Below are 11566 nucleotides of genomic sequence, written 5' to 3' on the forward strand. Positions count from 1 at the left end.
ATGCGGATGTTCGGTTTGATCGGCCTCGTGCTCGCGCTGGTGGTCGTCGGGCTGCTGGCGAAGCAGCAGCTGTCGCGCACCGCCATCGCCAAACAACCGGCCGCACCTGGCGCATCTGCGCCGGCGGCTGTCGATGCGCGCACGCAGGCGCAGCAGGTCCAGCAACAGGTCAAGGACGCCCTCGACGCCGCGGCCCAGGCCCGCAAGATGCCCGATGACAACTGAGCCGGCCGCATCGACATCGGACGCGCACTGGATGGCGCTCGCGCTGCAGGAAGCGCAGCGCGCGGCCGACGCGGGCGAGGTGCCCGTGGGCGCGGTGCTGGTGAAGGACGGACAGGTCATCGCGACCGGCCGCAACACGCCCGTGGCGCAGCACGACCCGAGCGCACATGCCGAGATCAACGCATTGCGCGCTGGCGCCGCCGCGCTCGGCAACTACCGGCTCGACGGCTGCGAGCTCTTCGTCACGCTCGAGCCCTGCGCGATGTGCGCGGGCGCGATGCTGCATTCGCGGTTGGCGCGCGTGGTGTTCGGCGCCGCCGACCCCAAGACCGGCGCCGCGGGCTCGGTGCTCGATCTCTTCGCCGAGCCGAAGCTGAACCATCACACGCGCGTGCAGGGCGGCGTGTTGGCCGACGACTGCAGCGCATTGCTGCAGCGCTTCTTCCAGCAACGCCGCAGCGTCGCACGCGCGCAAGCCGAGCCGCTGCGCGACGATGCCTTGCGCACGCCCAACGAACGCTTTGCAGCGCTCACCGATTTCGACTTCGCGCCGCATCACGCCCAGGACTTGCCAATCTTGCAAGGCTGGCGCCTGCACTGGGTCGACGAGACCGGCCTGGCCGGCAGCGACAGCCGCGTGGCCGATTGCCTGTGCCTGCATGGCCCGGGCGAGTGGGGCTACTTCTTCCGCCACCTCGTCGGCACGCCCGGCCTGCGCACGCTGGTGCCCGACCTGATCGGTTTCGGCAAGAGCGACAAGCCCAAGCGCGAAGCCACGCACCGGCTCGAATGGCACCGCGACGTGCTGCTGACGTGGCTCGACCAGGTCCATCCCGAACCGCTCGCGCTGGTCCACAGCGCGGCGGGCGGCGAACTGGCGGCGCTGCTGCAAGCGGCGGCACCAGGCCGCTTCACCGCGACACTCGCCGCACCCGACAGCGGCGTGCGCGCCAAGGACGCCTGGCGCGCGCCGTTCCCCGACCGGGGCTACGAAGCCGCGCTGCGCGCGCTCGGTCCGCGTGCGGCATCGGGCGGGCCTACGGCCGCGCAGGCCGCCCCCCTGGCCCGGCAGATCCGGGACGCAATGGGATACTCGACGACGTGACGTCCAAACATATCTACATCTATTCCCCCTCCAGTGCCATCCGCGACAAGGCCGCCTTCCGGCGCGGTGTGGCGCGGCTGAAGGCCCTGGGCCATGAAGTCGAAGTCGATGAAGCCGCGCTCTCGGCGTACCAGCGTTTCGCGGGCGACGACGCCACCCGGCTCGCCGCCATCTCGCGCGCGGCCGCCAGCGGCGCCGACGTGGCGCTGATCGCGCGCGGCGGCTACGGCCTCACGCGCATCCTCGACGCGCTGCCGTACAAGGCGCTGGCCAAGGCCATCGACAAGGGCACTGAGTTCGTCGGCTGCAGCGACTTCACGGCCCTGCAGAACGCACTGCTGGCCAAGAACGGCGCCGTCACCTGGTCCGGCCCTGCGGTCGGCGAAGACTTCGGCGCCGAAGGCGGCGCCGACGACATCATGGAAGCCTGCTTCGACGACCTGTTGAGCGGGCAGGGAGAGGGCACCGGCTGGCGCATGCCGGCGCGCGACGCCGAGCTCAAGGTCAAGCCCGTCGAAGACGCCGTGCTCTGGGGCGGCAACCTCTGCGTGCTGACCAGCCTGCTGGGCACGCCGTACTTCCCGGTGGTCGACAAGGGCGTGCTCTTCATCGAAGACACCAACGAACACCCGTACCGCATCGAACGCATGCTCGACCAGCTGAAGCTCGCGGGCGTGCTGGCGCGCCAGAAGGCCGTCGTGTTCGGCCAGTTCACGGGCGTGCGCAACATCGCCGGCTACGACCGCGGCTTCGGCATGAACACGGTGATCGACCGGCTGCGCGCCAGCCTGAAGAAGGTGCAGGTCATTGCCGGCCTGCCGTTCGGGCATGTGCAGACCAAGGTGCTGCTGCCGGTGGGTGCGAAGGTGGCGCTGGCCGCCGAGGGGCGCGACGTGTTCCTGGTGTGGGGCCATCGGCACGGCCACCATGACCATGATCACCACGGTCACGACCATCACGGCCACGACCATTGAGCCAGCACGCACGCGGCCACCGGTGCCGCGCTGCGATGCCGGCCGATCAGGACATCACTGGTTGGTGAAACGCTGATGGACGCGCGGGCCCATCGAGCCGGGCAGGCCGCCCTTGAACATGCTGTTGATTTCTTTCATCTGGCGCCGCGCGGCCGATTCGCCGTCGATGGCGCTCAGCGCGACCATCACGTCCTGACGCAGGTACCAGAGGGTCTCGACATCGACCGCAAAGCGCACGCGTTGGCTGACGCGCTGGATCGATTGGCCACCGCGCCCCTGGAGCACCGACAGCATCGCCGTGCGGATGCGCCCGAGCTGACTTTCCGCAACCTGCCGCGAGCCCAGGCCGGGTACGTTCAGGAGCTGAAAAAGGCGGCGAAAGAGCAGCATGTCACGAAAAGCGTATTGCCGGGAGCTGAGACGGTCGCTACCTTAAGCCTCAGTTCGCCGGGACACAAGATGTGAAACACCGTTTCTTGTTTGCAAACAACAAGCTTTAGCGGTCTCTTTTGTTGTCATTTGAATTTTGAGCGCAAAAGTATTAAAAAACTTTGGCATTCATCTGCACGATGCGCCAAGCTGGCCCAGTCGATGCAGCGTCAACAAGAAGCTTCTGCGGATCGTTCCTTGCATGTGAAGGCGCATGTCGGGGAAACTTCTCGCAGGAGCGGCGAAAGGTCCAGAGCAACATAACCAGCGCTTGCCGCCAAGAAAAAACAGTATGGGTGTCAATTCCACAGTCGTTTTCGCGGACTTGACCGGAAGTACCAGGGTCTTCGAGGCCATGGGGAATGCACGTGCCACCGAGACCGTGACGCGGCTGACCCAATGGATCGGACGTGTGTGCGAGGCCCACGGCGGCCGGGTCGTGAAATCGCTCGGCGACGGCGTGTTCGCCATCTTCACCAGCGGCGCCGCCGCCACGCACGCGGTCATCGAATTGCAGCGCTACCACCAGAAGCGCCTGGCCGGCTGGCCCGTGCCGCTGCGCATGGCGCTGCAGATCGGCGTGGCCAGCGGCGATGTGGTCGAGGTCGAGGGCGACTGCTTCGGCGACGCCGTCAACCTGGCCTCGCGCCTGAGCGACCTGGCCGGCCCCGGCCAGATCTGGGTCACCGAGGCGGTGATCCAGCAACTGCATGAAGGCGCGGTTCAGCACCGCGACCTCGGGCCGATCAGCATCCGCGGACGCACCGAGATGTCGATCGTCCACCGCATCGACTGGCAGGAAGACCTGACCAGCTTCCTCACCGTGCCGGCCGCGCTGCTGCCGGCGCGCCTGCCCGATTCCACCTTCGGCCGCATCGAACTCGCATGGCTCGACGTGCGCTCGATGTTCCGCATCGACCAGCTGCCGATTCACCTGGGTCGCGTGGGCGACGCGCAGTTCGTGGTCAACGACCCGCGCGTGTCGCGGCTGCATGCGCGCATCGAGGAGCGGCAGGGCAGTTGCGTGCTGATCGACGTCAGCACCTACGGCACCTGGGTGCGCTTCCATGGCAACGGCGGGCCGAGCCACGAGATCGCGCTGCGGCGCGACGAGTGCGTGCTGCATGGCCGCGGCGAGATCGGCCTGGGCGCGCCGCTGAGCGACTTCAGCGCGCCGACCATCGCCTTCAACACGACGGGCGACGACGTGATGCTGTCGCGCCGGGCCATCGTGAACTGAAGGCCGACTGGGAATCCCGTTCACGTTTGGCAACCAGCTGGTGCGCTTCGAGGTGCACCACGCGGGGACGTGTGGCGTTGCAGGACCACGCCGGCGCCGTTCGCGCCAGGCCTGGAGCCACCATGCATTCCCCAAGTGATTCTTCTGTATTCAGATGGGCCGCCGTTGCCGCGATCGCGGCCGGCGCGCTGCTCGCCACGGGCGCTGCCAGCGCGCGCACGAGCTGGTCGGTACAGATCGGCACGCCCGGCGCGGTCTATGCGCCGCCGTACTACGTGCCGCCGCCCGTCTATGCGTACCCGGCCCCGATCTACTACGAACCGCCACCGCCGCGGGCCTACTACCGTCCGCCGCCGCCCGTGTACTACCGGCCGGCCCCGATCTACGTCCCGCCGCGCGGGCGCCTGTACTACGGCCCCGGCTATCCCTACCGTGCGCCGAACGATGACGACGACGATGACGACCGCGATTGACCGGCCACCCGCAAGCTTGCAGGCATGCCAATTCTTGGCGTGAACTCTGACGAAAACGTCACATTCAGTCACATTTGTAAGATCAAAGAATTCATTTCATGCCTGCAGGAGGGTTGAGGCCCGGGGCATGACACTTGCCTTGCATCGTTCAACAGGCGCGCAGAGTGCCGAAGGAGCGACAAAAAATGCAGACCAGCGTTCGGCCTTTCACCGATGTCGACGCCGCCATTGCGGCGGTGGAGGCCCTGGACGGCGAACTCCGTAAGTTCGAGCTGGCCGTGGGGGACAACCTCCAGGACAGCATCGGCCTGCAGATGGCGCAGATCACCGACCGTGCACTCGCACGCGGCTGGGAACCCAGCGGCTTCATCCAGAAGGACGGTTTTCGCCTCTACCGCTACCGCGCGATGCGCTGAAGGGCGATAGAAGGCCGGGTCAGCTGGGCGCGAGGATGCGCTCGAGCGCCCCGATGTCGATGGGCTTTTGCAGGTGGTGGTCGAACAGCACCTCGCCCGGCGCCGCATTCGCCGCGTCCCGTTCCGAAAAACCGGAAATCGCCACCAGCAGCCGCGGCGTGCCTTCGGCGGCGGTGGCACGCAGCCGGCGCGCCACCTCGGTGCCAGGGAAGTCGGGCAGGGTGAGGTCGATCAGCGCCGCATCGAAGCGCTCGCCGGCCGCTGCGTCCAGCGCCTGTTGTGCCGTGTAGGTGCAGCGGGCGGTGTGATCCTGCAGCGTCAGCAGCTCCCGCAGCAGGTCGGCCGCGGCCTCGTTGTCGTCGACGATCAGCACATTCACAGTTGTTTTCTCTCGGCATCCATTGATTGCGATCCCGCAGTATCGACGCTGCACCTACCGGAATCCGTAACAGAGGCCTTGTTTGTTACTTCCCGCTGTCGGCCGAGGCGGGCGGCGGCTGCAGCGGCAGCTCGACGAAAAAGCGCGCGCCGTGGCCGGGCGTGCTCTCCACGCCGATGCGGCCCGCATGCAGGCTCACGATCTTGTGCGTGATGTACAGCCCCAGGCCCAGGCCGGCCGCGTGCTTGCGGCTGACGTCGGTGCGCTCGAACTGCTCGAAGATGCGCTGGTGGTCCTCGGGCGAGATGCCGATGCCCTGGTCGCGCACGCGCACGACCGCGTGGTCGCCGTCCTGGCGCACCGTCATCTCGACCGGCTTGCCGCCGCCGTAGCGCAGCGCGTTGGTCAGGAGGTTGGTCAGCACCTGTTCGATGCGGAACTCGTCCCACACGCCGCGCAGCGCCGGGGGCGCGTCCAGGCTGATGGTGCAGCCCGCGGCCTCGGCCTGGTGGCGCAGGTTGTCGACCACGGCGCGGGCCAGCTCGGCCAGGTCGACCGGCTTGGTCTGGATCGACAGCGCGTCGCGGCGCAGCCGCGTCACGTCGAGCATGTCGTCGATGAGCCGCACCATGTTGCGGATCTGCCGCTGGTCGCGCTCGATCATGGTGGGCAGCTTCTCGGGCGAGAAGCTGTCGAGCTTGCCCTTGGACAGGTGCAGCTGCCGCAGCTGCGCCTCCAGGTAGAGCGTGTTCAGCGGCGTGCGCAGCTCGTGCGACACCATCGACATGAAGTCGTCGCGCATGCGCACCGCGCGCTCCAGCTCGCGCTGCGTGTGCTGCAGCTGCTGCACCAGCTCTTCCTGCTTGCGGTGTGCGGCGGCCAGCGATTCCATTTCATGGCGCAGCGCCTTGCGGTGCTGGTGCAGGTCGACGAACACGCTCACCTTGCTGACCACCGCGTGCGGGTCGAGCGGCTTGTGCAAGAAGTCGACCGCGCCGCTTTCGTAGCCCTGGAAGGCGTAGTTCATCTCGCGCCCGGCGGCGCTCACGAAGATGATCGGGATGTGCCGCGTGCGCTCGGTGCCGCGCATCAGCTCGGCCAGCTCGAAGCCGTTCATGCCGGGCATCTGCACGTCGACGATGGCGAGCGCGAATTCGTGTTCCAGCAGCAGCGCCAGCGCGGCTTCGGCCGAACCGGCGCGGTACACCAGCCGTCCGGGCGCGCGAATCAGCGCCTCGAGCGCCAGCAGGTTCTCGGGCAGGTCGTCGACGATCAGCAGCTTGCTTTCGACCTCAATGGGCATGGGCGGGCTCCAGTAGCTGCAGCAGGATGCGCAGGTCGCGCAGCCGAAGCACGTGGTCGGGGGCGTGGCGCGCAATGGCGGCGAGGGGCATGGTGGGAACCAGGGCTTCTTTCGGGTCTTGCACGGCGGTGAGTCCGCCGGCGCGGTGAATGCGCAGCAGGCCTTCGGCGCCGTCCTCGTTGGCGCCGGTCATGAGAAAGCCGGCCACCGAGGGTCCGTAGGCGTCGGCGGCCGAGGCCATGAGCACGTCGATGGACGGGCGCGAGAACAGCACGGGCGGCTCGCAGCTCAATGAAAAGCGGCGCCCGCGCTCGATCGACAGGTGGTAGCCCGGCGGCGCGAAGTACAGGCAGCCGTCCACCAGCGGCATCTTGTCGAGCGCTTCGTGCACGGGAATCGGCAGGCGCTGCGCGAAGATCTCGGCCAGGTGGCTCTCGTGCGATTCGGGCAGGTGCAGCACCACCGCCATCGGAATGCGCCAGCTGGCCGGCAGGCCGTCGAGCACCGCGCTGAGCGCGTCGATGCCGCCGGCCGAGGCGCCGAGCACCACGGCCTCGACGCGGCGAACCGGAAACGGACGGTGCTGCGTGCCGGCGCGCTTCATGCGACCTTGCGGTAGATGCGCTCGGCGCGGGCGTGGGCGTCGAAGCGGTCGGCGTAGCCCGAGAAGTCGATGCTCTCCTTCGAACCCAGGCCGAGAAAACCGCGGTGCGACAGCGACTCGTGGAACAGCCCGAGCGCGCGGTCCTGCAGCTGGCGGTTGAAGTAGATCAGTACGTTGCGGCACGACACCAGCTGCGTCTCGGCGAACACGCTGTCGGTGGCCAGGCTGTGGTCGGCAAAGATGACGTCGGCGCACAGCGAGGGGTCGAAGCGCGCGGCCTCGTAGGCGGCCGTGTAGTAGTCGGAGAACGCGCTCAGGCCACCCGCGCGCTGGTAGTTGGCCGTGTAGCCGCGGATCGCCTCGAGCGGAAAGATGCCCTGGCGCGCCTTCTCGAGCGAGGCCGGGTTGATGTCGGTGGCGTAGATCTGCGTGCGCTCGAGCAGGCCTTCCTCGCGCAGCAGGATGGCCAGCGAGAACACCTCTTCGCCCGTGCTGCAGCCCGCGACCCACACCTTGACCGACGGGTAGGTGTGCAGGATCGGCACCACATGCCGGCGCAGCGCCAGGAAGTAGGCCGGGTCGCGGAACATCTCGCTCACGGGAATGGTCAGGAACTGCAGCAGCTGGCCGAACAGCGCCGCGTCGCGCAGGACGCGGTCCTGCAGCGCCGAGATGCTGGGCAGCTCGAGCTGCTCCAGCGCATACAGCACGCGGCGCTTCTGCGAGGCCGTGGTGTAGTTGCGGAAGTCGTAGCTGTACTTGAGGTAGATGGCCTCCATCAGCAGGCGCAACTCGATCTCGGTGTCGCTCAGCGGCTGGGGCTGCATGGGGGCGGTGGCCGGGTCCTGCAGCGCGGCGGGGAGGGGCTTGCGGGTCACAGGCGCTCCATCTTCGGCATCCACACGCGCAACAGCGAGAACAGGCGCTCCAGGTCGACCGGCTTGGCCAGGTAGTCGCTGGCGCCCGCGGCCAGGCACTGGTCGCGGTCGTCCTTCATGGCCTTGGCGGTGATGGCGATCACCGGCATCTTCGCGAAGCGCGGGTCGGCGCGCAGGTGGCGCGTGGCTTCCAGGCCGTCCATCTCCGGCATCATCACGTCCATCAGCACGAGGTCGATCTCGCTGACCTGGTCCAGGCGCTCCAGTGCCTCGCGGCCGTTGCGGCCGATCTCGACCGTGGCGCCGCGCTGCTCCAGCGCGCTGGTGAGCGCGAAGATGTTGCGCACGTCGTCGTCCACCAGGAGGATGGTGCGGCCCTCGAAGATGCGGTCGCGCCCGCGCGCCGTCTTCAGCATGCCCTGGCGTTCGCTGGACAGCGAGGCCTCCACCTTGTGCAGGAACAGCGTCACCTCGTCGAGCAGCCGCTCGGGCGAGCGCGCGCCCTTGATGATGATCGAGCGCGAGTAGCGCTGCAGCTCGGTTTCTTCGTCGCGCGTGAGGTTGCGCCCGGTGTAGACGATGACCGGCGGGAACGACACGATCTCTTCCGCGGCCATGGCCTTGAGCAGGTCGCTGCCCTGCATGTCGGGCAGCCGCAGGTCGGTGATCATGCAGTCGAACACGCGCGTGCGCAGCAGCGCCAGCGCCTCTTCGCCGGAGCCGACGGCGACGATCTCGATGTCGTCGTCGCCGATCAGCCGGATCACGCTCTCGCGCTGCAAGGCGTCGTCTTCCACCAGCAGCACGACCTTGACCTTCTGCGTGAGCTTTTCTTCCAGCCGGCCGAACACCTTGGTCAGCTCCTCGCGCGTGGCCGGCTTCAGCGCGAAGCCGATGGCGCCCATGTGCAGCGCCGCGGCCTGCGCGTTGTCGGCGGCCGAGACCACGTGGATCGGGATGTGGCGCGTGTGCGGCGAGTCCTTGAGCTTTTGCAGCACGTCCAGGCCGGTGCTGTCGGGCAGGCGCATGTCCAGCAGGATCGCGTCGGGCACGAACTGCGTGGCCAGCTCGAAGCCGTCGGCCGCGCCGTGCGCCACCAGGCAGCGATAGCCCAGCTCGTGCGCCAGGTCGTACAGGATGTGGGCGAACTGCGGCTCGTCCTCGATGACCAGCACGCGGCGCACCTGGTCGCGCGGAATCGAGCGGTCGTCCGCGAAGCGCGGGGCCGGCACCACGGGCGCGGGGGCAGGGGGCGCGAGCGGCGGCGGCGACAGCACAGCGGGCGCATGCGAAGACGTCGACACCGAACGCAGCGTGCCCACCGGCACGGCCGGCGCCGGCATCGTCTGCGGCGCGCGCGGCGGCAGCTGCAGCGTGAAGGTGCTGCCCTGGCCGGCTTCGCTCTTCACCGTCAGCGAGCCGCCCAGCAGCTGCGTGAGGTCGCGCGAGATCGACAGGCCCAGCCCTGTGCCGCCGTAGCGCCGGCTGGTGGTGCCGTCGGCCTGGCGGAAGGCCTCGAAGATCAGCTCGTGCTGCTGCGGGTCGATGCCGATGCCCGAGTCGTGCACCGCAAAGGCCGCGCCGCCGTCGGCCGTGGCCGACACCGTGAGCGCCACTTCGCCGCGCTCGGTGAACTTGATCGCGTTCGACAGCAGGTTCTTCAGGATCTGCTCCACGCGCTGCCGGTCGGTGACCAGCAGGGCCGGCGCGTCGGGCCGCAGCTCCAGTCGGAACTCCAGGTTCTTGTCGGTCGCGAGCGGGCGGAAGGTGCTTTCCAGGCTCTGGGCCAGCTTGTCGAGCGGCACCTCTTCAGGTACCAGTTCGAGCTTGCCGGCCTCGACCTTGGCGATGTCCAGGATGTCGTTGATCAGCACCAGCAGGTCGTTGCCCGAGGCGTAGATCGATTCCGCGAACTTCACCTGCTCCAGCGACAGGTTGCCCTGCGGGTTGTCGCCCAGCAGCTTGGCCAGGATGAGCGCGCTGTTCAGCGGCGTGCGCAGCTCGTGCGACATGTTCGCCAGGAACTCCGACTTGTAGCGGCTGGCGCGCTGCAGCTCGTCGGCGCGGTCTTCCAGGTCGCGCTGCACGCGGCGCAGGGCGGTGTTGCGCTGGTCGAGCGCTTCGGTGCGTTCCGACAGCTGGCTGTTGGTCTGTTCCAGCTCGGCTTGCTGGTTCTCCAGCATGGCCTGCGAGGCGCGCAGGGCGCGCGACTGTTCTTCGAGCTCTTCGTTGGCGGTGCGCAGCTCTTCCTGCTGCACCTGCAGTTCCTCGTTGAGCTGCTGGGTCTCGGCCAGCACGTCCTGCAATTGCTCGCGGTAGCGCGCCGCCGCGAGCGAGGTGCCGATGTCGTCGGCCACGAGGTCGAACAGCTGCTCGCTGCGCGCGTCGGGCGTGCCCGGCAGGCCGAGTTCGAGCACGCCGTTGACGGCGCCATCGGCCGCCACCGGCAGCAGCAGCACGGCCTTGGGCGCCATCTCGCCGAGGCCGGAGTTGACCTTCAGGTAGTCTGCCTGCACCGGGTCGATCAGCATGCGGCGCTGCTCGGCCGCCGCCTGGCCGATCAGGCTTTCGGTGGGGGAGAACACCTGCGGCGAGGCTTCGGCCTCGCTGGAGAAACCGTAGCTCGCGGCGCGACGCAGCGGGCCGTGGCGCTCGCGCACATAGAGCGCGCCGACCGAGCTGCCGAGGTGGCGCGAGAAGAACGCCAGGATCTTGCGGCCCATGTCCGGCGCACTGAGTTCGCCGACCAGCTCGCCCACCAGCTCGGTCTGCGCATTGCGCAGCCAGGCCTCCTGCGACAGGCGCTCGGCGTGCGCCGCCTGTTCGCCCAGCACCACGTCGTAGCTGTCGGACAGGCGCATCAGCTGGCGGCGACCGAAGAACGCCACCAGGCCCGAGTACACCAGCGTGAACAGAAGGAACAGCCCGACCACCCACCAGCTCGTGCGGTTGGCTTCGGTGTTGCGCTGGAAGCGCAGCGTCTGCTCGGTGTCCATGAAGGCCGTGAACTCGGCGCGCAGGTCGTCGGTTAGGCGCTTGCCGCGGCCCAGCCGGACGGTGGCCTGCGGATCGACGCCGTTGCGCCGCGCCTCGATCATTTCCCGTGCGAAGGTCAGCCACGACTCCTGCAGGCCGACGATGCGGTCGACGCGCTCCACCTGCTGGCGGTTGTCCGACACCTGGCGGCGCAGCGCGTCGGTGTCGGCCTTCAGGCGCGGCAGGGCGGACTGGTAGGGCTCGAGAAAACTCTCCTCGCCGGTGATCAGGAAACCGCGCATGCCCGTTTCCATGTCGATGGAACGGCGTTGCAGTTCGCTGGCGGCGCGCGTGACCTGGTCGGTGTGCTCGACCCAGCTCAGGCTCGTCAGCAGATACAGGATCAGCGCGACGAACGCCACGGCGCCGATCAGTCCGCCCAGCAGCGGCAGCTTGAGGTTGCGGCTGAGCAGGCGGTCGAATTCGACGGGGTCGATCGCGGAGGGAGTTTTCATGAATGCATTTGTAAGCAAAACTTGTCAAGTCTTGCCGAAAAAGATCATT

General features: G+C 68.2%; 12 protein-coding genes. 6 read left to right on the forward strand and 6 right to left on the reverse strand.

Translation table 11 applies throughout. The features are described 5' to 3' along the window. The 3 genes from AC1RL8_RS01570 to AC1RL8_RS01580 are packed head-to-tail and all read left to right on the forward strand — an operon-like array spanning position 1 to position 2304. Positions 1-225: a hypothetical protein gene (locus AC1RL8_RS01570; protein ID WP_062480063.1), complete on the forward strand. Its 225-nt coding sequence runs from the start codon at positions 1-3 to the stop codon at positions 223-225. Continuing rightward, positions 215-1330 (forward strand): tRNA adenosine(34) deaminase TadA, encoded by a 1116-nt coding sequence (gene tadA / locus AC1RL8_RS01575; protein WP_492685610.1) that lies wholly within the window; start codon positions 215-217, stop codon positions 1328-1330. Before AC1RL8_RS01570 ends, tadA begins: the two co-directional genes overlap by 11 nt. Continuing rightward, a complete protein-coding gene (locus AC1RL8_RS01580) occupies positions 1327-2304 on the forward strand; it encodes an LD-carboxypeptidase (RefSeq protein WP_492685611.1) in 978 nt (325 codons plus the stop codon). The genes tadA and AC1RL8_RS01580 overlap by 4 nt, the downstream gene beginning before the upstream one ends. 54 nt (positions 2305-2358) lie before the next feature. Here the strand turns inward: AC1RL8_RS01580 and AC1RL8_RS01585 are convergent, their stop codons facing one another. Then, on the reverse strand, positions 2359-2694 hold the full coding sequence (locus tag AC1RL8_RS01585; protein ID WP_062480058.1) for a hypothetical protein: 336 nt from the start codon (positions 2692-2694) through the stop codon (positions 2359-2361). A gap of 331 nt (positions 2695-3025) precedes the next feature. On the opposite strand from AC1RL8_RS01585, the gene AC1RL8_RS01590 reads away from it, so the two are divergent. The 3 genes from AC1RL8_RS01590 (at position 3026) to AC1RL8_RS01600 (ending at position 4862) form a co-directional block, all read left to right on the forward strand. Next, entirely contained in the window at positions 3026-3973 is a 948-nt protein-coding gene (locus AC1RL8_RS01590; RefSeq protein ID WP_062480056.1) for an adenylate/guanylate cyclase domain-containing protein, read from the forward strand. A 122-nt stretch (positions 3974-4095) separates the two neighbouring features. Further along, complete coding sequence (locus AC1RL8_RS01595) at positions 4096-4446, forward strand: hypothetical protein (protein WP_307583582.1); 351 nt, start codon at positions 4096-4098, stop codon at positions 4444-4446. 185 nt (positions 4447-4631) lie between these two features. Further along, the gene (locus AC1RL8_RS01600) at positions 4632-4862 is read left to right on the forward strand and encodes a hypothetical protein (RefSeq protein ID WP_492685612.1); all 231 of its coding nucleotides are present in this window, start codon (positions 4632-4634) and stop codon (positions 4860-4862) included. Between the two features lie 19 nt (positions 4863-4881). Here the strand turns inward: AC1RL8_RS01600 and AC1RL8_RS01605 are convergent, their stop codons facing one another. The 5 genes from AC1RL8_RS01605 to AC1RL8_RS01625 all read right to left on the reverse strand — a co-directional run bounded on the left by AC1RL8_RS01605 (position 4882) and on the right by AC1RL8_RS01625 (position 11517). Next, on the reverse strand, positions 4882-5241 hold the full coding sequence (locus tag AC1RL8_RS01605) for a response regulator (RefSeq protein WP_095745227.1): 360 nt from the start codon (positions 5239-5241) through the stop codon (positions 4882-4884). An 85-nt stretch (positions 5242-5326) separates the two neighbouring features. Further along, the gene (locus AC1RL8_RS01610; protein ID WP_492685613.1) at positions 5327-6544 is read right to left on the reverse strand and encodes a hybrid sensor histidine kinase/response regulator; all 1218 of its coding nucleotides are present in this window, start codon (positions 6542-6544) and stop codon (positions 5327-5329) included. Beyond that, positions 6534-7148 (reverse strand): chemotaxis protein CheB, encoded by a 615-nt coding sequence (locus AC1RL8_RS01615; RefSeq protein WP_492685614.1) that lies wholly within the window; start codon positions 7146-7148, stop codon positions 6534-6536. The genes AC1RL8_RS01610 and AC1RL8_RS01615 overlap by 11 nt, the downstream gene beginning before the upstream one ends. Next, positions 7145-7975, reverse strand: coding sequence for a CheR family methyltransferase (locus tag AC1RL8_RS01620; protein WP_062480071.1), 831 nt, complete (start codon positions 7973-7975; stop codon positions 7145-7147). Before AC1RL8_RS01620 ends, AC1RL8_RS01615 begins: the two co-directional genes overlap by 4 nt. Before the next feature lie 47 nt (positions 7976-8022). After that, complete coding sequence (locus AC1RL8_RS01625) at positions 8023-11517, reverse strand: response regulator (RefSeq protein WP_492685615.1); 3495 nt, start codon at positions 11515-11517, stop codon at positions 8023-8025. Positions 11518-11566: the final 49 nt, after the last annotated feature.

The organism is Variovorax sp. GW822-FHT04E09 (assembly GCF_058800845.1).